The sequence below is a fragment of the Gimesia sp. genome (assembly GCF_040219335.1).
Classification (GTDB): domain Bacteria; phylum Planctomycetota; class Planctomycetia; order Planctomycetales; family Planctomycetaceae; genus Gimesia.
In genome coordinates this window covers 93,745-120,066 of record NZ_JAVJSQ010000019.1, presented here as the reverse complement: position 1 = coordinate 120,066, position 26,322 = coordinate 93,745, and the positions used below count along the sequence as shown (strand labels likewise).

Annotated in this window: 26 protein-coding genes; 16 read left to right on the top strand and 10 right to left on the bottom strand. The window is 52.8% G+C overall.

The window, feature by feature from the left end; all coding sequences use genetic code 11:
• Nucleotides 1-58: 58 nt before the first annotated feature.
• Entirely contained in the window at nt 59-913 is an 855-nt protein-coding gene (locus tag RID21_RS15590; protein ID WP_350190367.1) for a hypothetical protein, read from the top strand.
• A gap of 116 nt (nt 914-1,029) precedes the next feature.
• Nucleotides 1,030-1,506, top strand: a complete 477-nt coding sequence (locus RID21_RS15585) for a T6SS immunity protein Tdi1 domain-containing protein (RefSeq protein ID WP_350190365.1) — start codon at nt 1,030-1,032, stop codon at nt 1,504-1,506.
• A gap of 69 nt (nt 1,507-1,575) precedes the next feature.
• Here RID21_RS15585 and RID21_RS15580 read toward each other — a convergent pair whose 3' ends face one another.
• On the bottom strand, nt 1,576-2,070 hold the full coding sequence (locus RID21_RS15580) for a hypothetical protein (RefSeq protein WP_350190363.1): 495 nt from the start codon (nt 2,068-2,070) through the stop codon (nt 1,576-1,578).
• A 126-nt stretch (nt 2,071-2,196) separates the two neighbouring features.
• Here RID21_RS15580 and RID21_RS15575 point away from each other — a divergent pair, with 126 nt between their 5' ends.
• Nucleotides 2,197-3,168, top strand: coding sequence for a hypothetical protein (locus RID21_RS15575; protein ID WP_350190361.1), 972 nt, complete (start codon nt 2,197-2,199; stop codon nt 3,166-3,168).
• Nucleotides 3,169-3,202: 34 nt separating this feature from the next.
• Here RID21_RS15575 and RID21_RS15570 read toward each other — a convergent pair whose 3' ends face one another.
• The 3 genes from RID21_RS15570 to RID21_RS15560 form a co-directional block, all read right to left on the bottom strand.
• Nucleotides 3,203-4,015, bottom strand: a complete 813-nt coding sequence (locus RID21_RS15570) for a phosphatidylinositol-specific phospholipase C/glycerophosphodiester phosphodiesterase family protein (protein ID WP_350190359.1) — start codon at nt 4,013-4,015, stop codon at nt 3,203-3,205.
• 98 nt (nt 4,016-4,113) lie between these two features.
• Entirely contained in the window at nt 4,114-4,605 is a 492-nt protein-coding gene (locus RID21_RS15565) for a S1 RNA-binding domain-containing protein (RefSeq protein ID WP_350190357.1), read from the bottom strand.
• A gap of 93 nt (nt 4,606-4,698) precedes the next feature.
• Entirely contained in the window at nt 4,699-5,427 is a 729-nt protein-coding gene (locus RID21_RS15560) for a hypothetical protein (protein WP_350190355.1), read from the bottom strand.
• Nucleotides 5,428-5,591: 164 nt separating this feature from the next.
• Between RID21_RS15560 and RID21_RS15555 the strand changes: the two genes are divergently transcribed.
• From RID21_RS15555 to RID21_RS15535, 5 genes are read left to right on the top strand one after another with little or no spacing between them, the layout of a single operon-like run.
• Complete coding sequence (locus RID21_RS15555) at nt 5,592-6,542, top strand: prenyltransferase/squalene oxidase repeat-containing protein (RefSeq protein WP_350190353.1); 951 nt, start codon at nt 5,592-5,594, stop codon at nt 6,540-6,542.
• A gap of 36 nt (nt 6,543-6,578) precedes the next feature.
• Complete coding sequence (locus tag RID21_RS15550; protein WP_350190351.1) at nt 6,579-8,225, top strand: glycosyltransferase family 39 protein; 1,647 nt, start codon at nt 6,579-6,581, stop codon at nt 8,223-8,225.
• A gap of 31 nt (nt 8,226-8,256) precedes the next feature.
• Nucleotides 8,257-9,480, top strand: a complete 1,224-nt coding sequence (locus RID21_RS15545; protein WP_350190349.1) for a nucleotide sugar dehydrogenase — start codon at nt 8,257-8,259, stop codon at nt 9,478-9,480.
• Nucleotides 9,477-10,499, top strand: coding sequence for an NAD-dependent epimerase/dehydratase family protein (locus RID21_RS15540; protein WP_145184679.1), 1,023 nt, complete (start codon nt 9,477-9,479; stop codon nt 10,497-10,499). The genes RID21_RS15545 and RID21_RS15540 overlap by 4 nt, the downstream gene beginning before the upstream one ends.
• Nucleotides 10,499-11,230 carry a glycosyltransferase gene (locus RID21_RS15535; protein ID WP_350190347.1) on the top strand — a complete coding sequence of 244 codons (732 nt, stop codon included), beginning with the start codon at nt 10,499-10,501 and terminating at the stop codon, nt 11,228-11,230. Before RID21_RS15540 ends, RID21_RS15535 begins: the two co-directional genes overlap by 1 nt.
• Nucleotides 11,231-11,244: 14 nt before the next feature.
• Here the strand turns inward: RID21_RS15535 and RID21_RS15530 are convergent, their stop codons facing one another.
• Complete coding sequence (locus tag RID21_RS15530; RefSeq protein ID WP_350190345.1) at nt 11,245-11,718, bottom strand: hypothetical protein; 474 nt, start codon at nt 11,716-11,718, stop codon at nt 11,245-11,247.
• Nucleotides 11,719-11,879: 161 nt separating this feature from the next.
• Here RID21_RS15530 and RID21_RS15525 point away from each other — a divergent pair, with 161 nt between their 5' ends.
• The 3 genes from RID21_RS15525 to RID21_RS15515 all read left to right on the top strand — a co-directional run bounded on the left by RID21_RS15525 (nt 11,880) and on the right by RID21_RS15515 (nt 17,195).
• Nucleotides 11,880-12,476 carry a hypothetical protein gene (locus RID21_RS15525; protein ID WP_350190343.1) on the top strand — a complete coding sequence of 199 codons (597 nt, stop codon included), beginning with the start codon at nt 11,880-11,882 and terminating at the stop codon, nt 12,474-12,476.
• A 164-nt stretch (nt 12,477-12,640) separates the two neighbouring features.
• Complete coding sequence (locus RID21_RS15520; protein ID WP_350190952.1) at nt 12,641-13,174, top strand: DUF4184 family protein; 534 nt, start codon at nt 12,641-12,643, stop codon at nt 13,172-13,174.
• Nucleotides 13,175-13,451: 277 nt separating this feature from the next.
• Entirely contained in the window at nt 13,452-17,195 is a 3,744-nt protein-coding gene (locus RID21_RS15515) for a chemotaxis protein CheB (protein ID WP_350190341.1), read from the top strand.
• On the opposite strand, the gene RID21_RS15510 is transcribed toward RID21_RS15515, so the two are convergent.
• On the bottom strand, nt 17,192-17,947 hold the full coding sequence (locus RID21_RS15510) for a response regulator (protein WP_350190339.1): 756 nt from the start codon (nt 17,945-17,947) through the stop codon (nt 17,192-17,194). The genes RID21_RS15515 and RID21_RS15510 overlap by 4 nt on opposite strands.
• Before the next feature lie 570 nt (nt 17,948-18,517).
• On the opposite strand from RID21_RS15510, the gene RID21_RS15505 reads away from it, so the two are divergent.
• The 4 genes from RID21_RS15505 to RID21_RS15490 all read left to right on the top strand — a co-directional run bounded on the left by RID21_RS15505 (nt 18,518) and on the right by RID21_RS15490 (nt 24,317).
• Nucleotides 18,518-18,727, top strand: a complete 210-nt coding sequence (locus tag RID21_RS15505) for a hypothetical protein (RefSeq protein ID WP_350190337.1) — start codon at nt 18,518-18,520, stop codon at nt 18,725-18,727.
• Nucleotides 18,728-18,829: 102 nt separating this feature from the next.
• A complete protein-coding gene (locus tag RID21_RS15500) occupies nt 18,830-19,612 on the top strand; it encodes a DUF2071 domain-containing protein (RefSeq protein WP_350190335.1) in 783 nt (260 codons plus the stop codon).
• 560 nt (nt 19,613-20,172) lie between these two features.
• Nucleotides 20,173-21,984 (top strand): HDOD domain-containing protein, encoded by a 1,812-nt coding sequence (locus RID21_RS15495; RefSeq protein WP_350190333.1) that lies wholly within the window; start codon nt 20,173-20,175, stop codon nt 21,982-21,984.
• Entirely contained in the window at nt 21,981-24,317 is a 2,337-nt protein-coding gene (locus tag RID21_RS15490; protein WP_350190331.1) for a PAS domain-containing hybrid sensor histidine kinase/response regulator, read from the top strand. Before RID21_RS15495 ends, RID21_RS15490 begins: the two co-directional genes overlap by 4 nt.
• 47 nt (nt 24,318-24,364) lie before the next feature.
• Here the strand turns inward: RID21_RS15490 and RID21_RS15485 are convergent, their stop codons facing one another.
• Both RID21_RS15485 and RID21_RS15480 read right to left on the bottom strand, forming a co-directional pair.
• Nucleotides 24,365-24,604: an Imm7 family immunity protein gene (locus tag RID21_RS15485; protein ID WP_350190329.1), complete on the bottom strand. Its 240-nt coding sequence runs from the start codon at nt 24,602-24,604 to the stop codon at nt 24,365-24,367.
• 3 nt (nt 24,605-24,607) lie between these two features.
• Complete coding sequence (locus RID21_RS15480; RefSeq protein WP_350190327.1) at nt 24,608-24,859, bottom strand: hypothetical protein; 252 nt, start codon at nt 24,857-24,859, stop codon at nt 24,608-24,610.
• A gap of 175 nt (nt 24,860-25,034) precedes the next feature.
• Here RID21_RS15480 and RID21_RS15475 point away from each other — a divergent pair, with 175 nt between their 5' ends.
• The gene (locus tag RID21_RS15475) at nt 25,035-25,370 is read left to right on the top strand and encodes a DMT family transporter (RefSeq protein ID WP_350190325.1); all 336 of its coding nucleotides are present in this window, start codon (nt 25,035-25,037) and stop codon (nt 25,368-25,370) included.
• Between the two features lie 34 nt (nt 25,371-25,404).
• On the opposite strand, the gene RID21_RS15470 is transcribed toward RID21_RS15475, so the two are convergent.
• Entirely contained in the window at nt 25,405-25,827 is a 423-nt protein-coding gene (locus tag RID21_RS15470) for a hypothetical protein (RefSeq protein ID WP_145440148.1), read from the bottom strand.
• 8 nt (nt 25,828-25,835) lie between these two features.
• Nucleotides 25,836-26,201, bottom strand: a complete 366-nt coding sequence (locus tag RID21_RS15465) for a hypothetical protein (RefSeq protein ID WP_350190323.1) — start codon at nt 26,199-26,201, stop codon at nt 25,836-25,838.
• Nucleotides 26,202-26,322: the final 121 nt, after the last annotated feature.

The following is a 26,322-nucleotide window of genomic DNA, read 5'->3' as shown; positions in this document are numbered from 1 at the left end:
ACATCTGGTACGCTCTCGCTACTGGAACGTCCTTCTTGCACATTGATTAAGTCGCATTATGTTTGACCATCCTCAGGATCCCGTCCACCTGCTGGACTCGTTAATCGCATTCGTAGACGAATGGCAGGGAATTCGTCCCTGGTACGGGGTGAGCGAAGAGAAACTGCAGGCGGTTACGCTTCCCCAACCACTGGCCCGTCTCTATGGCGCTTTGGGAAATATGCCGGGAGCGGATGGGCGCACGTTTCCCTTCTGGCATCAGGATTATCTGCTCCCTTTTGAACTGACGCGGAACGAACAGGGGCGTCTGTTGTTTGCCCTGGAAAACCAGGGCTGCTGGAGCGCATTGACTGAGCCCACCGGCGACGATCCCCCCGTCTGGATTATCGCAGAGCCTGATGAACCCGTCCTCGAACACCCCTCGTTGGCAAACTTCCTTGTCACGCTCTGTCTGCAGGAATTGACTCTCGGAGCGCCTTGTCTCTACAGCCAGGATGGGATCAAAACCACACTCGAGCAGGCCGGCTTCCGCGTCAACCCCCTCTGGCTGAACGGACTCTATCCCTGTCTCGATCAACTCCTGGAAACACAGTTCTATCTCGTCGATCACCACGCGCTGGTGTACCAGGACAACTGGATCGGCTTTTCCTCCAGCGAAGCGGCCGAACCTTTTGCAGCGTTGCTCACTGAGGCCAACTGTATGCATCCCCCGCAGACAGGAAACCTGGCCGAGTACCTGGCACAACCGAATGCCAACCCAATCGTTAAACGCATCCACTTCGAACGCCTGGCCCGCGAATTTCAGCAGCAGGCAGATTCCCTGCAGGCCAAAGCGGACGAATGTCGGCTTGCAGCAGAACAGGCACTGCAGCAAGGTAGTACTACTCAACCTGACACTGAAACAGACACATAATTTTCGGGAATCGCGAGTCTGCGTTTGTCAGCAGACTTTAATCTTGTTAAATTCTCTGCCACAGAATTCAATAAATCCCGTCACCATTCACATTCATTACCCAGCACGAGGTTACCGTGGCACTCACACTAAATGATTTGACAATTAATCTGGATCAGGTCGACTGCAAGGACCTCTTGGACGACTGGACCTGGGCCATGCCCGAACCGATGCAGCCCGTACTGGTCACCGCCATGGGAGATGTCTTCGCGCAGGGCGAATCGGGGGCCATCTACTTTGCCGATATGGTCGAAGGCAAGATCTCCCCGATCGCCGAGGACAGCAGCGAATTTGAAACATTGCTCCAGGATCCCGATTTCGTCACCGACCTGTTCTTTCCTGCCCGCGTGCTGGAACTGCGCGAAGCCGGCGTCACCCTGGAACCGGGCCAGGTCTACGGCCACCAGACGCCCCTCGTCCTCAGTGGCGAAGATGAACTCGATAACATCGAACCGATCGACGTCGCCGTACACGTCAGCGTCCACGGCCAGATCCACGACCAGGTCAAAGACCTCCCCCCGGGTACCGTGATTACTGATATCGAGTTTGAGTAATCGATCCTATCGATCACAGCCTTAAGCTGTCTGGCCATGCCAGCTCATGCTTCATGATATGTATTCATCCTACGCGATATGGAGATGTTTGAGGAAATCATAAGCTGCCCAGAGATACCAGCCAATCAGAGTAAATAGCAGCGGTAAGCCCAGTCGAAATGATTGTGACCGATAGATCATCGAGATCGCAACCAGAAAGGCGGCATCGAATAAAATCACGCAAATTAACAACTCTGAATTCGATACATTTCCTGAGAGCATTGAGAGCAACGGGCCAGCATGCAAGACGCCCCAGAACCCAAGATACTCAAAATCTCCCCATGAAAAGATAAACAGTCCCCAGGAAACGATTAATGGGACCAACCAGAGGAAGATTGAGAGCCCAAGGAAGTGACGTCTCCCCATAAGCGCCGCTTCAGTTTCTGCTGTCCGGTCTGATCCAGCATCCGGCTCCGGTTGACTGGTTCCCAGAGAGGCTGACATTTCTTCTCTCCTAGTGTAAATCAAATCGCCCGGTGCATCAAAACCCGAAACACACTTTTCAGCTACAATTCGTTGCCGCACGGTAAGGTCTAATCGACACTTTCTGTTGACAGGTTGCCTGTGTCTGCTACGATTTCGCGTCGCATACAGTGAACAGAAACGACGCGTAGTTTCATTTCGCAGTAATTTTCAGCCAGGAGAGCTATGATGCAGCCAAATAAATTTCTCTGCTTATTTTCCCTGGTCTGTACTTTCCTGAACTCATCCATCGTAGTATCCCAGGAAATCGAATGGAAGTGGTACCACAAACTGACTCCCGACATCACGCGTTCTCAGCTTCACAAGCTTGCGGGCAAACCGGACTCAGTTAGCGAAACCACAGACATTTACCACCTGCCGGAGGGAGAGTTGCAACTGGATTATCAGAACAGCACGCTTCTGAATTGTGATCTGAAAGCCCCCAATGGAGAAATCAATAACTGTTTTTATACCTGGGGCGGTAAGTTAGCACCGGAACACCTCGCCGAGCGTAAAAAATATCTGACAACCAGATCCTTTACTGTCCTGCCTCAATTTGCAGGCCCCGCCTTCGATTCGGCAGGATTCGAGGGGAAATGCTATCAGGTTGACGATGGCTATCTCGTCGTTGAACCTGTTTTATATTTGATTGGCCGAAGCGGTCATTACAAAGATAAAGCAGCCCAGGTAGTTCACGTTCACAACGATGGTACCCAAGCGGTCCTGTATCGCGCCTTTGATCATTGGCAGAAACTCAAGCCTCCAGAATTGAGTGACGCTCTAATACAACAACGGATGCGAAAACTACACACGCTGGGTGGGGGTGCCATCGGGAAACCGCTCCATTCGGTGCTCGGCCCCCCAGACGCCAGCATGGGTTCTGGCAGATGCATCAGGGTTTATTACCTCAGCAACGCACTGGTATTCATTGAGATCGCGACTCCTACCGCAGCAGAAATGCGAAATAAAAATGAACGCGGCTTCATAGATAAATATCTTCGACAGACGCTCGAGGGCGCAACAGCAAATCAGTATGTTGAGAAAATCGGGAACATTGGTTTCCTGCGTCCCGGCAAAGAAGACATCAGCATGATCCAATGGTTACGGGAAACACAGCCTGCGGATTGGGAGCATCCAGAGAAAGCCGCTGATCAGAAATAGTCATCCCTGGGAGAGTAAATTTACCAGCAACCAGCTAATCGGTCTGCCTCTTAAGAAACGCACTCAGCCGTTCCAGTTGATCCGTGTTAATGTGATCCACATCCGCGGCCACCAGTTCCCGCCAGACGGCTTCTGACTCCGGCGTTGCCCAGAACCGTACCCGCCGCCCCGCGGCATGGGCCTGCTTCACAATTGTCCGCAGTTTGGTCCGTTCCGCCTCAGACATGCTTCCTTTACCGCGATATTTGAAATGGGACGTCCAGCGATCGCTGATCAGCGGCATCAGTTCCGCCGGCTGCTTCGAGCCCAGATCACTCAACCGCCCGTCAATCCCCATATACCGCGGGTTGGCGGCGGCAATCAGTCTCTTCGGCCGGTCTCCCGAAATCACAATTTGCACTGCCCCCGGAATCGATTTCCCGTCTTCAACCCGACAAAGCAGCGCGGCATAGTCTTCCAGTTGCTGTTGTAATATGGGGTAAACCGCCGCACCATCCGTTTTAATATCCACCAGCAGAGTGAAGGGGGGCGTCTTCCCATCCTTCGGGAAAGGCTGTTTGAGGAAATAAGCCTGCAGCGGATCCAGGTAGAGTTTCCGCAGCGTCCGTTCCGGCTTTACATCGGGCCGATCGTGGGCCACCAGCAGTTCACCATCCACCAGGTAAATGTCCGCTTCCACAGACCAGAACCCATGCTCCAGCGCATCGTGCAATGGTCGAGCATGCTCATAATCATTATGGGCATGTGCCTGAAACAGAGGCGCATGCGTCTTCTCATCTGCCTTCAATGATGTGAAGCTACAACTGATAACCAGCAGCACAACGCAAAACAATCGGCTGAAACCCATTGACGCAAACCTTTGAAGAACCTGAATGATAAGGGAATCAAAAGCTTAATCGTCACGCATCCGGGCTTCCAGTCGCACGCGCGGTGCTTCACCGTTTCTTAACAGGCTTTTTGGTTCGGAGATACCAGAGAGATACGCACTGCATGTTGCCGCCGATTGACTACGTTCACGATGACGGAACAACGCTCACCTGGTGTGATTGAACTATTTTGCGAGCATAACATCGCATATGCCCCTGGCATCAGTTCAACCAGATAGCCAGACTGTCCATCGCATCGATCTGCCTGATCGACATGACGCATCACTTTTGACGAAAAGACTGTTCCCACTTCGAACTGATTGGACTCCCAGGGGTTCGCATACATTCCTTTAATCGTACCTGCAATCCGACCGCCTGCCGCATCAACATGAATGATCCTAACTCGTAACTGATCACCCACAGATGCAAACTGCTCACACGAATTAAAAGAGGCGATCCAGGAAATCTCCGGGATGAGCACCTGGATCTCCTGCCTGTCATACACACAAAACATACCGAATACGCGCACAGCGAGGACCTCAGCTCTCACGATATCCCCTGAAACCAGCATCGACCTACGCTCCCTCCTTATGGACATGCCCCAAACTATCATGCCGTCCGCTATGAAACCAACAGGGGATTCCCTGTATTTCGGAATTACGATTCAGGATTTTAGTTCATCGAGAAACTCGCTGAATTTCTGCGACCATGCCTCTTCACCTGCATTTCGACCTCCCCATCTTGTGGCACACCGGACACAAAAATACTTTTCTTTCATCGCCAGATTTGTGCACCCCTGATAGCGACAGATTTCAGTCGACAGCTCCACTTCTGTCTCCAAATCGAGAAAATGGGCTTCTCTTAACTCTTCGTAGGCACGCTTAGCAGCAATTCTGTAACGTTCCAGTTTCTTTATATATGAAGCAGGAACATTCTCGTGGCACCAGTTGATCCACTCAGCATCAGATTCAATTGTTTCTGGTCGCTTCAACAGGGCATCCACATCTAACGTACAGAAATCATTCGTCTGGTTCTGTTTCACATGCTCGATAAAATCCTCTGGTAGCCGGACATCATGACAGCGAACATAGTGTGATAATCCTTGTGGCCAAACCCATTCACCATCCGTTAGTAAACTGCTCCCCATTTCCAGATCATCAGTACCACAGTTAAACCGGCACCATGAATAACCTCGATACCGAATGTAAACCTTCCCCCGATCAAGATACTCAGTCGCCTGTTCTTTTTCCGCCGACTCCATTCCCCCCACAAAAGCCTGGGGAGGCAGATATGGATCGTCTTTGAGTGAACCAATCCAGTAACCGATTAATTTCATTTTCTGAATACCTGATAAGCTTGATGCAATGTGAAAACCCGCTGCCCAACTGTTCATTCTGATAAAATCGGAGACTTCTACCAGAGTGATTTTTAAAGAATCCAGTTTGATGGTATTTATTTACTCTGAAATGCGAGAACCACTCTGCTATAATAGAGAGCGAAAATATTCTACCTCATATTCGTCTCTGAACTGCTTTCACTTGATTCAAGGCTCCCCCTATGTTCCTCTTCAGCTCACTCCTCCTCGCTCTGACCGGTGCAGTCGCAGACGCCCAGCCCACCACCGCCGAAGTTCGGTCCACCGTAGAGCGCAGCATCCCTTACATTGAAAATCAGGGTCTGTGGTGGATTGAGGAAAAAAAATGTGCGTCCTGCCACCGCGTGGGAACCATGCTCTGGAGTCTGCAGAACGCGAAGCAGCATGGCTTCACCGTCAGCGACCGTCTGCAGGAATGGACCGACTGGGCCAATGACAAGGCGCTGTCCAAAAATGACAAAGGCCAGATCGCGGGGACGACTAATAAAGAAGGCGTAGTCCAGCAATTGTTCGCATTTACGCCAGCCAACTCAGATCCGGAAACCCGCAAAAAACTGATCGGTCTGCTGCGTGTCGATCAGAGGCCCGACGGCTCCTGGAAAGCAGGCGGGCAACTTCCCTTTCAGAAGCGTCCCAAACCGGAAACCGATGCCGTCAGTACCATGTGGCTCACGCTCGGTTTGCTGACCGCCGCCGATGATCCTCAAAATCAAAAGACCATCCAGCAGGCGCAGACCTTTATCGACAAGAGTGCACCGGGCAAAAGCACCGAATGGTACGTCATGAAACTCTTGCTCGCGACCAGCCAGAAACAAGACCAGCAGCGCGACCAGATGATCCAGCAGTTACAGAGCCTGCAACACGATGATGGTGGCTGGGGCTGGCTCACCAGCGATCCCAGCGATGCCCTTGGTACCGGTATGGCGTTGTTCGCCCTCCGCAAAGCGGGCGTTGATTTAGAGGCCGACCCAGTCCGACGGGCGGAGCAGTTTCTGATCTCGACTCAGAAAAAAGATGGCTCCTGGCCGGTCAAAGGGACCAAAGCCAAGAAGAAAGATCGCATCGAAGAAACTGCCGTCTACTGGGGCACCACCTGGGCGGTCCTCGGTCTTCTGGAATGCCTGCCACAGTAAGCAGCCCCCATTTCATCCCGCAGCCTTGAAATCTACTTGATCCCATCTGGTAAACCGTATATCGTCGGTAACAACTGTCAAACGACTTCCGCGCGTCCCGTCACCGAAAGCCTGCTGCCGACCTTGTCCGAACCCGAATCGAATCAGACCACCTCTCACACCAGCCACTGGTGTCACTGGGCCCTCGCCGCGATTGTCATCCTCTTTCTGATCTGGCGGGTCCCCCTCGTACTCCGCGAGGCAGGGGGGCAGGATGAAGAATGGTTCGCCATTCCCGGCTGGACGATTCTCGAGACAGGCATCCCCCGCGTACCCTATGCCCCGCAACGACAGACCGGCAGCGCCTTCTATCAGGCAGACGAAGCGCTCTTCGCACTTCCGCCACTTTACTTTTATGTCTCCGCACCGCTGTACGCCGTCCTGCCTCCAACTTACAGCACGACGCGGCTCGTCTCCATCGCGGCTGGGGTCGGAACCCTGATTCTGATGTACCTGCTCGCCGTGCGCGTATTCAAAGACCCACAGGCCGGACTGATCGCCGCGGGGCTCTTCAGCCTCTCCCGGCTCCTTTATTTCCCCGCTGTCATCTCCCGACCCGACATGCTCTGCTGCCTCTGGGGACTGCTGGCAATCCTGATGATGTATCGCTGGCATGCTAGCGCACGACGCTACCGCGACCTGGGTCTCGTCGGCCTCCTGCTGGGACTGGGCATGCTCACGCATCCCTTTGCGCTGGTCTACTGCATTCAGCTCGGCTGCTGGGCACTGCTCGTCAACGGGACCTGGCAACAACGCCTGTTGCGGGGCACCGTGATCACCGTATGCGCCCTCGCGGTCTTCGCCTTATGGCTCCCTCTGATACTGGCTTACCCCGAACCGTTCCGCTATCAGTTTTTCACCAACGTCCTCGACCGCTCCGGTCCGGGACTGATCTCCCGTCTTCTGTTTCCCTGGCCTTACTTCGCCACGCAGTTTCAGTTGCTCCGCGAACACGCGGGCACGATTCAGCTCTCACTCATGGCCGCAGGATTAGTCATCGGCACCGGGCTGGGCTGGCGCTCCCGGGACCATCGTCAGCGTATCCTGCTGCTGCTCACCTGGTCCTCTATTTACCTGCTCATTGCCTGCCAGGGCCACCACCCGACCAAAGGCTACTGGTCGTATCCCGGCTTGCTCCTGTTCCTCTGCCTGGGCTGGGGGCTGAGCCGCCTCGCTACGCCACTCTGGAACCGCAGCGTCGTCTGGCGTCTTTCGGTACTGGTTGGTGCAGCCTGTCTTGTGCTGGCAATGCTTCCCGGATCGGGGATCCGCACCTGGGGCGCTCACATTGCGAACTGGTCGAATGCGAATTACAATGCACCTCGATTTATCAGTCGGATTATTCAGGAGTTACCTGCAGACGCCCGTTATACGGTCGATCGCGCCTATGTCTTCAATTTTGCAGCCACGGGACGTCAGACGCTCCTCGGGGACAACCGCGAATTCGCCTTTGATGCACGTCCTTTTCCCTACGATTACCTCATTGTCAGCCATGACATGCGGGACAGGGGGGTGAGTCAAGAGTTCAACGGGCGTCTCGTGGGAACCTGGGGAGATCCGGATGATCCCTTCAGCTGTTTTGTCGAAGTTTATGTGCCGGAAGACAGCCCGGTACAGAGCCTCGATCAGACCAGTCAGAAATGACAACCATCACCACCAGCACAGGAGTCACCGGTTGAACGCACAAGAGGAACAGACAGAGACGACACAGGTGCAACATCCTCTCCGCGTGGCCATTATCGGGGGAGGCGGTCATGTGGGACTCCCCTTCGGCCTGGCCTTGTGTGACTGCGGACATACGGTGACGCTCGTCGATCTTAACGAGACGCAGCTCGATACGATCCGCTCCGGCCAGATGCCGTTCCAGGAAATCAACGCCGACCAGCTTCTGCCCCGAGTTCTCGAATCCGGTCGCCTGCATTGTTCCACCAGCTTCACGGCGCTTTCCGAACAGGATGTGATCATCGTCACCATCGGAACCCCGGTTGACGAATATCTCGACCCCAGTCTCAGAGCCTTCGATCAGGTGATGGAAGATGTCTTCCAGCACTGCCGCCCCGGTCAGTTACTCATCATCCGCAGTACGGTCTTCCCCGGAGTCACCCAGCGTCTGGGGCGACTCGTCGCCGAACGTGACCTGCAGATCGATGTCTCTTATTGCCCCGAACGGATTGCCCAGGGCCGGGCACTGCTGGAACTGACACAACTCCCCCAGTTAGTCAGCGGCTGTACCCCGCAGGCAGCACAGCGGGCGGCCAGTTTCTTCTCCGATTTCGGTCAGGAAGTCATCGAGCTTTCTCCTGTCGAAGCCGAACTGGGTAAGCTGTTTACCAATTCCTATCGCTACATTAACTTCGCGATCTCAAATCAGTTCTACATGCTGGCCCAGCGTTACGAAGCCGACTTCGACCGCATCTATCATGCGATCACCTACAAATACCCCCGGATGAACGGCTTTGCCCGCGCCGGGTTTGCCGGCGGTCCCTGTCTGCTCAAAGACACCATGCAGCTGGCTTCTTTCAATCACAACCTGCTCACCCTCGGTCAGACTGCGATGGCGGTCAACGAGGGACTCCCCGGGTTCATTGTGGAACGACTCAAGAAAATTCACGACCTGACCGGCTTGACGGTCGGGATTCTGGGAATGGGCTTCAAGGGGAATTGCGATGATCCTCGGAGTTCTTTATCGTACAAACTCAGAAAAGTGCTGACGCTGGAATGCCGGCGGGTGCTTTGTACCGATCCCTTCATCGACAGTTCCGATTTTGTTTCGCTCGAAACCATTCAACAGGAGTCAGACATTCTGATCCTCGGGGCCTGTCACGACGAGTATCGCAGTTTACAGACTACCAAACCCCTGATTGACGTATTTGGATTCACAACAAGGCAGGAGCCATGAAAGTTCTGATTACCGGCGCCGCCGGGTTTATAGGCAGTTATGTCGTCGGAGAACTGCTGGAGGCCGGCTACGATGTCGTCGGTCTGGACAATTTCTCCAAGTACGGCGAATTGAGTCCCGCTCACCAGGGACATCCCCGCTACGAATTCCTGCAGGCCGATGCCAAAGACATCGACCTGCTCAGTCGGCTGCTCAAGGACTGCGATCACTTCATCGCCGGCGCCGCGATGATCGGCGGTATTTCCTACTTCCACAAATTCGCCTACGACCTGCTCGCAGAAAACGAACGCATCACAGCGGCCGCCTTCGACGCGGCTCTCGCCGCCCATCGCGAAGGACAACTGCAGAAAATCACCGTCATTTCCTCGTCGATGGTCTTTGAATGTGCGCAGCAGTTTCCCAGCCAGGAAGGGGACCAGCGCACCTGCCCGCCTCCCGAATCGACCTACGGTTTTCAAAAACTCGCCGTGGAGTATTATGCCCAGGGAGCACATCAGCAATACGGTCTGCCTTACACAATTGCCCGCCCCTTTAACTGCGTCGGCATTGGTGAACGCCGGGCAGTCACCGATGAAGATGTCAAATCGGGTGATATCGAACTCGCCTTAAGCCATGTCGTCCCCGACCTCGTTCAGAAAATCATGAAAGGGCAGGACCCGCTGCAGATTCTCGGCGACGGCTCGCAGGTCCGTCACTACACCTACGGCGGAGACCTCGCCCGGGGCATCCGGCTCTGTGTCGAACATCCCCAGGCCCTCAACGAAGACTTCAACCTCTCCACCCCCCAGGCGACGACGGTCCTCGAACTGGCCGAGACGATCTGGCAGAAAATTCATGGGCCCGATAAGCCTTTCCGCTATCAAAGCGAACAGCCATTCCCACACGATGTGCAGTATCGCTCTCCCGCAGTTGAGAAAGCAAAAGACATGCTCGGCTTCACCGCCGACACCACTCTGGATCAGATGCTGGACGAGGTCATCCCCTGGATTAAAGAACAGATTGCACGCGGAACCATCTGATGGAGCAGGCAGCCACTCCTCTCTCGGTCATCGTCCCCGTCTATAACGAGGACGAAAACTTCCCCCGCCTGATCGATGCCATCGACCAGCGGCTGCCGCAACCTTTCCGCGTCTTGGTTGTCTACGACTTTGACGAAGACACCACGGTTCCGGTGGCCCGCGAACTGGCGACCACGCGTCCCTATCTCTCACTGGTCAAAAACGAACTGGGCAGGGGACCCGCGAATGCGATCCGGGCGGGCTTCCAGGCAGCAGACAACGGACCGGCCCTGGTCATCATGGCCGACCTCTCCGACGACCTGAACGATGTCGCCCCCATGCTCGAGCTTTATCATTCTGGCTATCGCATCGTCTGCGCCTCACGTTATATGCAGGGGGGCAAACAACTCGGCGGTCCGCTGCTCAAACGCACGCTCAGCCGCCTGGCAGGGCTCTCCCTCTATTACCTGGTCGGCTTCCCCACCCACGACGCGACCAATAATTTCCGTCTGTATGACGCCGCCCTGGTCAATGAACTGCAGATCGAAAGCGAGCAGGGCTTCGAAATCGCCCTGGAGTTGACCGCCAAGGCCTTTGTCCGCGGCGAACAGATCGGCGAGATTCCCACCACCTGGAAAGACCGCGACGCCGGCGAATCCCGCTTCCAGCTCTTCCGCTGGCTTCCCAAATACTTCCGCTGGTATCGCTACGCCCTCATCGGTCGCTGGTTCGGCAGGAAAAAACAACGCTGATTGAAACTTACTTTTTAATCAATGCCCTGCCAGGTAAATTCCACATGTCCCGTTTCACTGTTGTAGGTCAGCTCTTCCCGTTCGTGCACGAAGTATTCTGAAAACTCGCGATGATAACGTTCCAGAAATCCCATATCCTCCTGCCGCTGGAGACCACGTTTCAGAATCTGCTGCACCGTCTCACGGCTCCCATTAAACGACAGCCGGATATGTCCCGCATCCCCCAGGATCCATGTAGAAGACTGCAACTCGCGGACATCAGCTGGTGGGGCAAAGCCAAACTGCCGTTCAAAGACGGCGGCTGGACGTGATAACGCGTAGTGCCAGATTCCCAGGGCACTGCAGTAAATCACAAACGCCCCCAGCAGCCACCGCCATTTATGGCGAACATGCAACAGATATAACGCCCCCATCAAAATCAGCGCAATGATTGCAAATCCGATCGTGAATAAGATCAACAGAAAGATGATGTTTGCGAATACAGCCATCCCGCTATCTTAAAAGAGCAGGGGAGCCTGTCAATTGCTGTTCGCTGCAGCGGATCTTTCAACATCTGCTCTATTTCGACCTGTCGATATTCTCCCTGCCTGCTGTGTAGCGTAAAATAAGCCCCAGTGCGAATCCTTCCCTCTGCAGATCAAGCGAACTCATGAACGAAACAGCCCCCGAAACGACCAGTTCTCCCAAAAGTAATCTCAGAATTTATGTAATCATCCTGCTCATTATTCTGGGAGTCGCCGGCTGCGTGCAGTTGAGCCATTACTATGTCAGTCTGCCGGAAATCGATCGGCTGGGAGCTTCCGGTCATATGGAACAAGAGGCAGAACGGGCAGTCCGGTTAGCGCAAGACGTATTTCAGGTCGACCTGGATTACTCTCCGGAATCTGTTGAGAAGGTAGAACAGATTCTGGCCAAATCGCGGGAACGCTATCTTCAGGATCCAAACGCGGACCGCTCGATCACGCCGTCTGCGCGGAGCTATCTCTGGGGAGCCTATATTGGTGAGGTGATTAAAACAGTCAAGCCGAGTGAATGGAAATTTGATCCCGAAACAGAAGCGGTCACACTTCAACTCACTGAGGAGGCCGGACAGCCGGTGATCAATCCCATGCGCTGGTGTTATCAGCGAATTACCAGAGGCGAGCCGGAAGATAATGTGTGGTACAACTTCCTGCTGGTCACAGTCGAGCCCGACCCCAGCCAGTTGCGTACCCCACCTCCGCAGCAGGGGGTACCAGGCCAATAGCCTGTCTCTTGCAGCGTCGCCGATTCATTTGGGCACAGTCTTACATTCTCCATCATAGTCCGTGCAAACCGGCATTCAAGAATTATTTCCAGTCCACATCCCTCAGACACGTCCAAACAGCGATAGACAGATTCGCGCTCATCCGACTATGATTCCGGCCAGAAATATTTCAGCATGGAGGATCACTCATTCCGCTCACCCCGTTTCATTTCAGTCCCGGCCTGCTCACCAAAGTCTGCGGTCCCCGTTCATTCTGGCTGACCTCCTTTATGGCGGCCAACGTGCTGATTGATGTGGAAGTGCTCTACTATATGAGCCGCAATGAGCTGCCTCTCCACCGCAGTCTGCATACCTACCTGGGAGGCAGCGCCGCAGGACTCGTGGCTGGTCTGCTGATGTGGGGACTCATACTTTTTCTGGCCCGACTCATGCCCCCAACCTCACGCTGGAAACAGCGTCTCGCGCAAACATCCCGGACACGGCTGCTGCTACAGTCTCTCATCGCCGGTTTGATCGGCGGAGTCTCTCATGTCTTCCTCGACAGCCTGATGCACGCCGACATGCATCCCTTCTGGCCACTCACCACCGGCAATGCGCTCGCAGGTTCGATCAGTGTCGCATCCCTGCATCTCGGCCTGGGGCTGCTCGGCCTGTTCTCGATTTTCCTCTGGCTCTTCCTGCGGGATCCGCGGTCTTAATCAGGACTGCACATTCTGATGAACAGGCTACACAAAGCCGTATTATCAGCCGCCGTACTGATCGATTGGCAGCCATTTCATTGCCTCTTTTGCTGGTTTACTGCCTATCACCTTTCATCGCATATCATTACTCAGCAGTCACTTACGACACGAACGACACTCTGTGATCATGACTGGCATGCCGTTCGCTTTTGGGAGTGGCAAACAGAGAAGTTTGTAAGCGCGTCAAAATGATCGCAGGCTGATGCAGCGCAATCTGAGAAAAGGACATTCAACGATGAACAGCGATAAGGCTAAGCTGGGTGAAACCAATCGTAATTCAGATGAGGACGATGAACCGAGCAGTTTTCCGATCGTCGGCGTCGGTGCGTCAGCAGGTGGACTGGAATCCCTGGAAGAGCTGTTCGCCAAGGTTCCCGTCGACAGCGGCATCGCATTTGTCGTGGTGCAGCACCTGTCCCCCGATTTCAAAAGCGTCATGGATGAGCTCCTGGCGCGACGGACTGATATCCCCATCCAACAGTCGGAAGATGGACTGCCGATCTCTCCCAATCGGATTTTTCTGATCCCTCCTAAGAAAGAGGCGATCCTCTCCGATGGACGCTTTCGTCTGCGAGATAAAGATCCCAAAGAAACCCTGACGCTGCCCATTGATTATTTTTTCCGCTCACTGGCTCAAGAAGCAGGCTCCCGGTCGATCGCGGTCGTGCTCTCGGGCAGTGGCAGTGATGGTTCGCGTGGCATTCGTGACGTTCACGACGCAGGCGGACTTGTAATCTGTGAGAGTAATGAAACCGCAAAATTTGATGGAATGCCCCAGTCGGCACGAGAAACGGGACTGGTGGATCTGGTCCTGAAACCGCGAGAAATAGCCGGTGCCATTGAGAAGCATATCACCTTTCACAGTAACTCCCTGACTTCCAATCAGGTTGAGGAAAAGCCGCTGGACGAAGGAGTCGAACTGATCTTCGGGCTCCTGAACCAGGAATACGGCATCGATTTTTCCCATTACAAGTCCAGCACCGTCGGCCGGAGAATCCAGCGTCGTCTACTGATGCAGCAGGTCGATTCGATTAATGACTATGCAGAACAGCTGCGGGAGAATTCCCAGGAACTGAATTCGCTTTACATGGACCTGCTGATCGGCGTCACCCGTTTCTTCCGCGATCCGGAAGCGTTCTCGATTCTGGAAAAGAAGATCATTCCCAATCTGCTTGACAGCATCCCCCCTGAAGAAGAAATCCGCATCTGGATCGCAGCCTGCGCAACCGGGGAGGAAGCTTATTCCATCGCGATTCTATTTCATGAACAGCTCGAAGAACGCAACCGCCCCATCAACATCAAGATCTTTGCCACCGATGCACATAAAGCCTCACTCGAGTTTGCCAGTGCGGGTAACTATGAAGAAGACGCCTTCAAGGAAGTTTCCGACAGACGTCTGAAACGCTACTTCAATAAAACACAGAAGGGTTACTCTGTCGATCCGGACCTGCGTAAAATGATCGTCTTCGCGCCCCATAACGTGTTAAAAGATGCTCCCTTTACGAAGCTGGATCTCATATCCTGCCGCAACCTGCTGATCTACTTCCAGAACCGGGCGCAGAAACGGGCTCTGTCCCTGTTCCATTTTGGCCTCAAAGCCAACGGTATTCTCATGCTGGGACCCAGTGAATCCCCCGGGGAACTGGCGGATGAATTCGAAGTGATTGATGGACACTGGAAGCTATACCACAAACGCCGTGATATCCGTCTGCCCGCGGATATCCGGGGCCCGTTGACCCATACCAGCCTGACCTCGACAAAAGTTGAAGAAACCAGGCAGCCCGCCACCAAGAAACGCGAACTGATGGATATCAGCCTGCTGGGCGCCTACGACTGGGTCCTCGCGCATCATATGCCGGCTGCCGTCCTGATTGACGAATCACGCGAACTGCTGCACGTATTCGGCGACGCGGAGAAATTCATGAAGATCCGCAAAGGCCGTCCGAGTAAAGATGCGCTCGATCTGTTCACAGACGATCTCCGTACGGCGCTGCTGGCAGCCATGCAGAGCATCAGCAAAGATCAGGTCCCCGTCTGTTATAGCGGTATGCGCGTCGACTCCGGAAATGCAGAGGGCCTGTATCGTGTCTCCATCGAGCCTGTCGAAAACAAACACGCCTCGCAGCAGCAGCTGTTGATCATGTTTGAACCGATGAGTGAAGGAAATTCGGATACCGGCCGCAAAACAGACACTCATATGAAAGATTTCAGTTCAGAGCGCATCGCCCGGGAACGCATCAAGACTCTGGAAACCGAACTGCAGCACACCAAGGAAAGCCTGCAGGCCACTGTCGAAGAGCTGGAGACATCCAACGAAGAGCTGCAGGCAGCGAACGAAGAATTGATTGCCTCGAACGAAGAGTTACAGAGCACAAACGAAGAGCTCCATTCGGTCAACGAAGAACTCTATACCGTTAATGCTGAGTATCAGAACAAGATCAATGACCTGACGGATATGACCTCCGACCTGGACAGTCTGATGGAAAGTACCGATGTCGCGACCGTCTTCCTGGACGAAAACCTCTGCATTCGGAAATTTACGCCTCAGATTGGGCCCATTTTCAAACTGATGTCGCACGACATGGGCCGCTGCATCGACAGCTTCGCCCATCACATTGACCGCCCCGGTTTAATCAAAGAGATTCGAAATGTATTGCATACAGGAGAAGCGATCGAAGAAGAAGTCCAGGATGATGAGGGACGCTGGATGTATCTCCGCGTCCTGCCTTACCGCTCTAAGCGGGATCTGAAGGGCGTTGTACTGACTCTCATCGACATTAATACTCTGAAACGGACACAGGACTCACTGGCCGCGGCTGTCAAAAATCGCGAGCAGTTCCTGGCCATGCTGTCCCACGAACTGCGCAACCCCATCAGTGCCGTCTTCAGTGCGTCTCGATTATTGAACAACCGCATCAGCGAAACTGAAGAATCGCAGAAAGCGGTTACCGTCATCCAGAGACAGGCCGCTCACATGGCACGCCTGCTGGATGACCTGCTGAATATTTCGCGCATGACCCAGGACAAACTGGAACTCCGCAAGAAGAAATTTGATCTGCATGATCCCCTGCAGGAAGCCATCGATTCAATGCTGCCTTCCATCAAGCAGCAGGACCAGGAACTGGAACTGAATATCACAGACGATCCGCTGAACCTCTATGGGGATGAAGACCGCTTAAGGCAGGTCGTCGTGAATTTACTCGACAATGCAGTTAAATACTCATTTCGGGGCGATGTCATTCGGATGAATGTCCGCAGGGAGCCGGACGGCGCCGTTCTGGAATTAAAAGATAACGGTAAAGGGATCTCGACCGAGATGATGGAAACCATCTTTGAACCGTTCGTCCAGTCGCATCGTACTCATGACGATCAGGATGGCGGCATGGGCGTCGGCCTCTCCCTGGTCAAATTCATCATCGATGGGCACGATGGTGACATCCAGGTCAAAAGCAAAGGCATCAATCGGGGCAGTGTCTTCTCGATTCGCCTGCCATTGCTGGAGCAACAGGATCTCAGCCAGATTGATGCATCATCCAATGGAGGCAACGGCAAACCCAAAGCTTCAGAAGGGAATGGCAAAGCCCCCAACCACTCTCATCATAAACAGGCACGGAAGCAGATCCGCAGTGTCGTCGTCATCGAAGACCAGCAGGATAACCGCGAAATGCTGAATGCCTTGCTGAGTATGGAAGGTTTCGACGTGAGTACCGCGGAGAACGGTAAAACAGGTCTCCAGCTCATTCGAAATACCGATCCCGATGCAGCGGTGATCGACCTGGGTCTCCCCGAACTCAACGGTAATGAAGTTGCCCGCACCCTACGATCCGAACAGGGAAGCGACCTGTTTCTGATCGCGCTGACGGGCTATGGTCAACCCGAAGACATCGAGCGTGCAAAAGAGGCGGGGTTCGATGAGTACCTGGTCAAACCACTGGATCTGGACCGACTGTTGTCCTTACTGAAGCAATCGGACGATTAAACAGTGGTGATGGAACCAAACGTTTCCTGGCGAATCTGCCCGATCATGCGTGCGGGATCCAGCGGCTTCTTGAACCAGCCATCCACACCTTCGGGACCGATGGCTACGCCGGCTTCACGAGGATCAGCGCCACTGACGCCGAATACTTTCAGGTTTCGCATCCAGGGAGTTTCGCGGATGTGACGTACCGCCAGGGGACCATCGCAGACAGGCATCGCCATATCCAGCAAAACCACATCCGGCAGTTGGTGTTCCTGCAGGTATTCGAGTGCCTCAACGCCATCGCCGGCGGTCTCAACATCATAGCCAAACGATTTCAGACAGGACGCTAATAGCTCGCGTTCGTTGCGATCATCATCTACCAGCAGGGCACGCAATTTCTGGGGTGAGCGTTGCGCCGCCATGATTTTCTCGGCTTCTTTAAAGCCTTCCACCACGGTTTCCAGTGTTTTAGCCGCCTCAGCGTTATCACCCTGATGAATCTGTAACTGGGCCAGATAGACTGCCAGCCGCGCCGTGTTCAACCGGTTTCGCAGATCATGCTGACTTTTATTGACAAGCATGGAAGGTCGGTCAGCAGACGAGGTCGCGCTTCCTTGATTTGTAGCGACTTCTTCTCGCAAGATCTCCAGTTCACGCGGGGCATCAATGCCGATTTTGGCAACTCCGCCTCGGACCTTGAGCACATTGATCGTGACACCGATGGAGGGAAACACGATCTTCTGATCGGGACGTCTCGATAGTACGAGCATTCTTGGGTTCCTTTCCTGATCGAAATCGAACCTTCTGGTTTCGACTCCGTATCGTTTCTTCGGATCACTGACCTGTGACGAGCGAGGTAAGCGGCGACGTCTTGTCGGCTTTCTCGCTATCAGTGAGCTTGAAGGGAATCCGTTCCGATACACTTACCGCGACTGGAGTTTATGTCTCAGAATCAGATTGTCAATACAGGATCGGTATTAGCATCGAGTCACCACATCGATTCCGAGTACGTTTTCGCATTCACTCAAAATGCCGCTTAAACAGACAAATCAAACAGAGGACACATTGAGACTGTCATGATAGCCTGAGTAACGACTACCTCTTAGATAGATCTCGAGTTTTGGAATCAATAAAGCCACACCGCGACATACTTACGCAGTGATCACTTATTTGATTCCGATTTTTCACCAAGTACGAGCAACCCAGGGAATCGACGCGATGATATCTGACAACTTAAGAATTACGCACTCAAGGCAAGCCTGTTGACAACTGAACATTCTACGACCAGAATAACATTCATTGTCCTTTCTGAATCCCGTCATCTATTCTCAGGACCAGTCATGAGCGATCCTCAGCAGCCCGTTAACTATCGCCTCTTTATTCCCCTGATGATGATTTTCATGAGCGGCTACCTGTTCATGAAAGGTCCCTCCAGTAACACGACCCAACTCCTGTTCCGCGTAGGTACCCTGGCCGTGGGACTGATGCTCCTGCTGTTTCTGAATCTCCCCAAATCAAAATCAAATGCAGAGCAAGATAAGGGAGAGTGACATACCCCCCACAGGTACCAACCGGCATCAATTTCGCAACCGTAAAGATCACACAATACCCGGACCCGGCTACATCACACCCCTTGTCTTCAGACTTTTCCGATGGACAAACTCACCTTCAACGATGAACTCCTCGCACGCCAGCCTGCTCGTGGTATTGATGTCGAAACCACGCTCGCGCACTTCGCCATCATCACCTGTCTGATCGATCCGGCATTACTTCGTCCGTTGATCCATCCCCGCTTCCAACTCGACCTGGTGGAAGTCGATGGGCAGGAGAGGGCACTGCTCTCAGTCGTGCCCTTCATGGATCAGGACTTCCGCTTCGTCCGCTTTCCCTGGATCAGATGGCGTTTCGGCCAGACGAACTATCGTGTTTACGTCACCGACACCCAAACCGGCGAACACGTTGCCTGGTTCATCGGAACGTCTCTGGACTCCTGGACCGTTTCCATCCCCCGACATCTATGGAAACTTCCCTGGCACCGCGCCAGGATCCATTTTGACTGTAACTACGACGAGACAGCACGCCGTTATACTCGCTATCGCATGCAGACAACTGACAGTTGGGCCGACGCGGAAGTCGAACTTCAGGATACCGGCCAGCCCCCCACCGAACTGGCAGGCTTTGATGACCTGGAAACAGGACTGGTTGTCTTAACCCACCCCCGGAAAGGTTTTTATTATCGCCGCGACGGACGACTGGGCACTTACCAGATCTGGCATGACCGGCTGCAGACAACCGTCGGCAGGATCACCTCTGCGCGCTTCATACTTCTCGAAGAACTGGGGTTGGTCGCGAAAGGTGCAGAACCAGCCATTCACAGTGTTCTATTACAGCACGAAACTGAATTCACAATCTATCTGCCTCCACACACCTTATAATCGGTAGTTTTACTAATTGAGATGAGTAGTCCCGTTCCCCCCCTGATGATCACGACATTATGTCGCACATCATGCGAGTAATTTGCTTCTCTGCCATCAGATAAAATGAGGCATATTCCTCAAACCAGACTAAAATCAAGAAATATAATCCGTACGATCTTGTATGATCATACTTCGCTAGATAGCTTCACTTCACATCCCATAAAGAGTCCTCATAGTTGTTCTCAGCTATATTTTCTGGGTATCCAGATCTCCCCTTACGTATCATCACAAATACTTTTTTCTCTGATATTCTCTAGTGTTAGCATTGGGTTTGTAGCAGGACATAGCGCACTGCACGAATCAGTAATGCCAGACTGATTTCTTTCAAACCGCACGTCGATTGTTTATTAACAAAACAGTTTCGCGTCCTATGATGTCATAATCTCACTTGAACACATCACATTATCGCTAATTTTTTACCGATCCTCTCTGCGCCTGAAATATTGAAGTCACTCAGTCCCGCCTGACTATGCACCGTTTCATACTTCCTTCGTTTTCATGTATCCTATATTTTCAAAGTGAGTCTGCCGATCACACGACAGACTCAGCTTTCGGAGGATTTAGCCATAAATTCCTTTCAATACCATGCCCTGATTGTTGATGATGAACCATCTCTGCGGCAATTGCTGGCCCGGGCATTGAGCAAAGTCGGCATTCGCTGTGATACGGCAGAAAACGGTATCGCTGCCCTGGAAATGTGCCAGAGCCATACTTATGACCTGGTGATCGTCGATCTCAAAATGCCGCAAATGAATGGACACGCCTTGTGTCTGCAGTTGATCCAACGGCAGGATCAGCGACCGGAGATCTGTGTGCTCACCGGCATCATGCAAGCTTTAATTGACGAAGACCTGCGGAAGCGGGGTGTCAAACACCTCTATCGCAAACCCGTCGATTACAAAGAATTTTCAGAGAACATGCTGGAGCTCCTGGAAAGAGGTGCGGCCGCTCAGACAAAAGACTCAAAACCGGTTCAAACTGCCGCTACTCCCTCCCCCCCCTCTGGCTCGAAGCACAATGTCGTTGTCCTGAGTCCGGATACGTCGTTCTGTCACCGGATTGTAATGGCTTCGGCTGAATCGCCCCTGGATGTAATCATCGCCCTCAGCACCGATCACCTGCTGGAAATTGTGAATGAAAAACGGGTCGACCTGTTGATTATCGATCAGGAATTATCAGGTTTCTTGAGGGGAAATCAGATTGTCGAACGCCTGCACGCCGACCTGATCAATATTCCTGCATTCCTGAGAGGCCCCCGAGATTCACTCGACCGACTCAACATCGATAACTGCCAGGGAGTGGAAAGGACGATCGAAGAGGACACCGACGAAACCGAAATTCTGAACATGGCCTACGGTTTCATGTCGCGTCTCTCACACCATTGCCTGATGATTGACCCCGCCGCCCGTCGTCTGGTCACAGAATTCAGTGATGTGCCTCCCATTCCGCATGTACTCACCAGGCTCGCTGAACATGCTGCCCGCTCCTCACTGGAAATTTCAATTCCACAACTGGTCCGTGAAATTGAAACCGACTCGCGATTGACTTCCGAACTGATCAAGGTCGCCAATTCGTCACAAGTTGCAGCCTCATCAAAACAGAAAGATCTCAAAGGCATCGTCACCCTGCTGGGCCCCCGGCAGGCAATTGCCATCTGCCTTTCGCTGGGACTGCGCACGGTTCACTCCAAACTGATGAAGCCCTGGGCGGAAGAATTCCGTCACTGGTATCTCAAACGCACCTCGCTGATCGCCGCCACTGCAGAATCGGTCGCCCGGTACTATGACTCTGTGCCACCGGAAACGGCTTACCTGCTGGGGATCCTGCAGGACATCGGCATCCTGGTACTGGCTGAACATTATGGTGAAGCCTACTTTGAACGTGTCGTCAAACGGGTTCGCAGCATACCAACCCTGCAGTTTATCACCTCCGAGAACATGGTCACCAATACCGACCATGGCATGGTTTCAGCAGCCGTCCTGCAATCCTGGAGTTTTCCCTTCTCGATTCTACAACCGGTCTATGCGCATCACCAGGATGACACCGACATGAATCTGCCCATCATGACACAGGGACTGGTCCGCTGTATGCGGGTAGCGGAAGCCTTCGCAGAAATGTGCGATCAACCGGTCCCCCAGCGAATTCTTAAGGTGAATCAGCTGTTATCTGATTATTACCAAAAAGGGAGAATGGATTCCCAGGATGTCTTCCTGACCGCGATTGAAAAAACCAACAAAATGACGGAAGTCCTGCATACTCCCCCATTATCCGCTGATGAACTGGAAGCAGTAATCGGTCAACTCACAAAAGAAGGTCCAGAGCAAACATGAAACTGCCATCAGATCATTCAATCACCGTCAACGCGCTAAAACAGGTCCTGGAAAAAACCATCAATGCAGTGGTCGTTACAGACAAGCATGGTATCACGACCTGGGTCAACAAAGGTTTTGAACGAATGACTGGCTTCCGTTTCAAAGAAGTCGTCGGTAAAAAACCGGGGGATCTCTTACAGGGTGAAAAAAGTGATCCCGAGGCGATCAAGACGATGCGAACGGCTATCAAGACTGTCATACCGTTCGAGGTCACCATCTTTAATTACACAAAGCAGGGTGCGGGGTACTGGAATTACATCGAATGCATGCCTCTTTACGAAGCAGACGAGCACACTGGCTTTCTGGCGATCCAGACCGATGTCACTTCCCGCATCGAATTTCAGAATCAGTTGATTGAAGCCAATCGTCGAGCACAGGAAAACTCAGAACGGCTGCTGCTCGCGTTTGCCGGTGGGCAAGTCGGCAGTTGGGACTGGAATCCAATAGAAGACGAAGTCTATTTCCATGAGAGCTGGGAGAACCTGGTGGGTGCCAGACCTGGCTCCCTGGAGCATAAACTCGAAACCTGGGAACAGCGCATCCATCCCGATGATATCGACAGCTTTACGCAGCAGTTGGCACTCATTACACGTGAAAAACATGACACCTTTGTTTCTGAACACCGTCTTCTCTGCCAGGAGAAGCATTACCGCTGGACCATGGCCCGCGGGCAGGTAGTTGATCGCGATTCGGACGGCAATCCCACCCGTCTGGTGGGAGTCCATCTGGATATTTCTGAACAGAAACGTACACAACGGTTACTGGACGAAAGAAACGACCTGCTGCAGACCATTCTGGATGTCATTCCATTTGCCGTCTCCTGGAAGGATGCTGACTCCAATTACCTGGGCTGTAATGATCGTTTTCTTGAGTTTTGGGGATTTGATTCCTCTCGAGATGTTATCGGCAATTCAAATCTGAATTTATCGCTGACAGGCATTCATTCTGAATCAAACATCGATGAAGATCAGCGAATTATGCAATCTGGCGATCCGGTAATGCACAAGATCGAGACCAGTGTGTCAAAAAACGGTAGGCCTATGATATTAGACACGAGTAAAGTTCCCCTGAAAATGCATAATGCTGAAACAGGATTACTTATCATTTCAATCGACATCACGGAACTGGAAACGGCGCGAGAGACGTTACGACAAAATGAACTTAAAGTTCGGCACAGAGGACGCATGGAGGCCGTTGGGGAACTGGCAGGGGGCATCGCTCACGAATTCAATAATCTGCTACAGGCAATTGGTGGGTTTGTTTCATTTGCCCGCGATGATATCAGTCCCGATTCGCAGGCTCATACCGATTTAAATCAAAGCTTGACTGCCATCAGTCGCGCGACTCAATTAACCAACCAGCTTTTGCGATTCAGTCGCATCGACGAGGTTGAAAAATATGAATGTAATTCCCTCTCGATCATCGAAGATCTGAAAGTATTGCTCCGCCCCTTACTCCCCGAGAATATTAACGTCGACTATCAATTAAGCAGCACCTTGCCCCCCATCCTCGCGAACCCCCTCCTGCTGGGACAGTCACTGCTCAATCTCTGTATGAATTCCCGTGATGCCATGCCTGCCGGAGGAACCATCACTATAGGCAACCGGCTCATCACGAGCCAACAAAAAACCTTCATTGGCTTTTATGTCCAGGATAACGGTTTGGGAATCCCGGAGTACCTACAGGATCGGATTTTTGATCCTTTTTTCACCACCAAAGAGGTCGGGCAGGGAACCGGGCTGGGGCTCTCCATGGTCTATTCCACGGCCCAGGAGCACGGAGGGTCCATCGAATTTGAATCCCTTTCCAGCCAGGGGTCTCGCTTCGAATTGCTGATCCCTGTCATTTCAGACAATCATCAGCCTGAATATGGAAATCAGACTGATTCGGTCGATATGAAAAACACAAACTTCAAATCCATTCTGGTGGCGGAAGATGATTCAATTGTCATGCGGGTCACCTGTCGTATGCTTGAGAACCTGGGTTACCAGGTCTTTTCTGCTAACAACGGTCGGGAGGCTCTGGAAATGTATCGTCAGGAGCGGGACAATATTCATTGCCTGGTATTCGATGTGTGCATGCCACTCATGACCGGCACCGAAGCATACGACGAGATCTGTCGCCTGGGCAATCCTCCGCCGGTTGTCTTCTGTACCGGCTATGATTCCGACCAGAAGCTCAAGAACAACCTCTCCCAGAAAGGTTATCGCCTGATCAACAAACCGTTTGACCAGTCGACCCTCGAAGGGGCCATCAACGAAGCACAGCACGAAGCCGCTGGAGAGGAATGAGCGGCCCTTTCCTGTGCAGGACTTTGTTATCCTCCGTCTCTCTTGAATTAATCCTCATCAGCCCGATCATAAGGGTGCACAGGATCAATATTTCCCTGAACCAGACCGAAGAACGGATCATCCATTTCTGTCAGTACGCCATGCAGTAAACGGTGGACTCGAAACACATTGTCATAATCCATCGGTGGATGACGACCACTGAATTTTCTCTCCCGCGTGTCTTCATCGTCGTGACAATAAAACAGGCCATAGCTTCCCGGGCCATGTGTCACGATCCAGTCGAGCATCTCCTACACTGCAGACGATCTGTGATTGCGTGAAACGCACCAGGTCAGCAGGCCTTTTTCATTATTTAACGACTCACACAGCTGCCACTGGATGAAGCTTTCTGCAGACACTTCCATCCATGTTCGAAATTCGTTCCATAATTTCTGATCTGCGGCATCGATTTCCGCTTCGATCTGATCAATGTCAGACAGCCTCGCCTCCCTGATTGCTTCACGACTGCTCCGCAGATGACACCAGCCAAATCCCAGTAACATGGTCGTTCCCCCTCTTTGTATTCCGGATTTCTTTTAGCCAGCGGAGTTTTCCCACAGGACTTACGTCAGCATTGACAGTTCACCGCCATTCGATATCTTTAGACATCCACTGAACCTCTCTGGTTCGACATCTCGAATTCCACAAGACGTCTCTTGATACGGGGTACTGCAAAACATGTTAACCAGTTATCTGGCTCTGGGAGTGGCAATCGTGCTGGAAGTGATCGGCACATCTGCCCTGCAGGCTTCGCAGCAGTTCACGCGCCCAGTTCCCACCGCGATCACGGTGGTCACCTATCTGAGTGCCTTCTATTTTCTCTCCCTGGCCCTGAAGATGATCCCCGTCGGCATCGCGTATGCCATCTGGAGCGGCGTGGGTATTGTGCTCATCTCCTGCGTTGGCCTGATTCTCTTCAAGCAGAAACTGGATATGCCCGCCATTCTGGGACTGGCACTGATTATCGCCGGAGTTCTCGTGATCAATCTGTTCTCCCAGACTGTCTCACATTGAACGCGTAACAGCGTCTGTATTAATCGCTCACGCTTTATGGTTCCTGTTGAACCAGTTCCTCTGGTGCATTGACGTAGCGAGGCTCTCCCAATTGTGCCAGCAGATCAGCCGGGTATTGTCCCGCATTCGCACCACTGCGGAAGACCGGCGTCGTTTCATCGGAGTAAAACAGCATCACATCACCCAACTGCAGCACTTGAAACAGCCGTTCCAGAAATGCGGGATGCCGGATCGGCCGGGCGACCATGATCCCAGCGACATCGCCGCTTTCAGCCGCTTCTTTCCCACCCAGATAGATATCGACCACATCATCGGGCTCCTGAAACCAGACCCGCAGACAGCCGTACTGATCCAGGGACTCGGTCTGGTCAGTTGAAAGTATTTCGCATACTGTCGCATAATCAAAGCCGATCGGCTCGCCATCACGATAGTTCCAGATGAATGCTTCTATACTCATTTACAATCCTAACCACATTCAAAGACCGAGATTGTCTCCAGACATTCAAAGCAGAAAAAAACAAAGATCATCCCCACATCGCCAAACATCCATTTCTGATCCTCAGATAAGCTGTCAACACGATGAGGATTCGAATTCCAGTCATGCTCAACAGAGTCGATCTGTGCCACGAATCGCATCTTGTTCTTACAATGGGGACAGCCCGGCCATTCCTCTTCATTCCCCTGTATCCAGTCAGGACTGCCTCCCAGCTTGGTCCGCTGTCCCTGGTATTCATAATGTGGTATATCTTCCCCCTTCGGATAAGCCTCTTCTCCTTCTTTCACACGCTCCAGAAAGACTCGAAACTCGGGTAATAGATTCGCTTTGTCCATTGGTTATCTCACAGATCAAGGCATATAAAAATGCATCTAAAAGTACTCTAAATAATAAACCGACAGCGCCCCTCAATTAAGTCTGGACCGAATGGGCCATCACTCCCACCAGACTACCGGC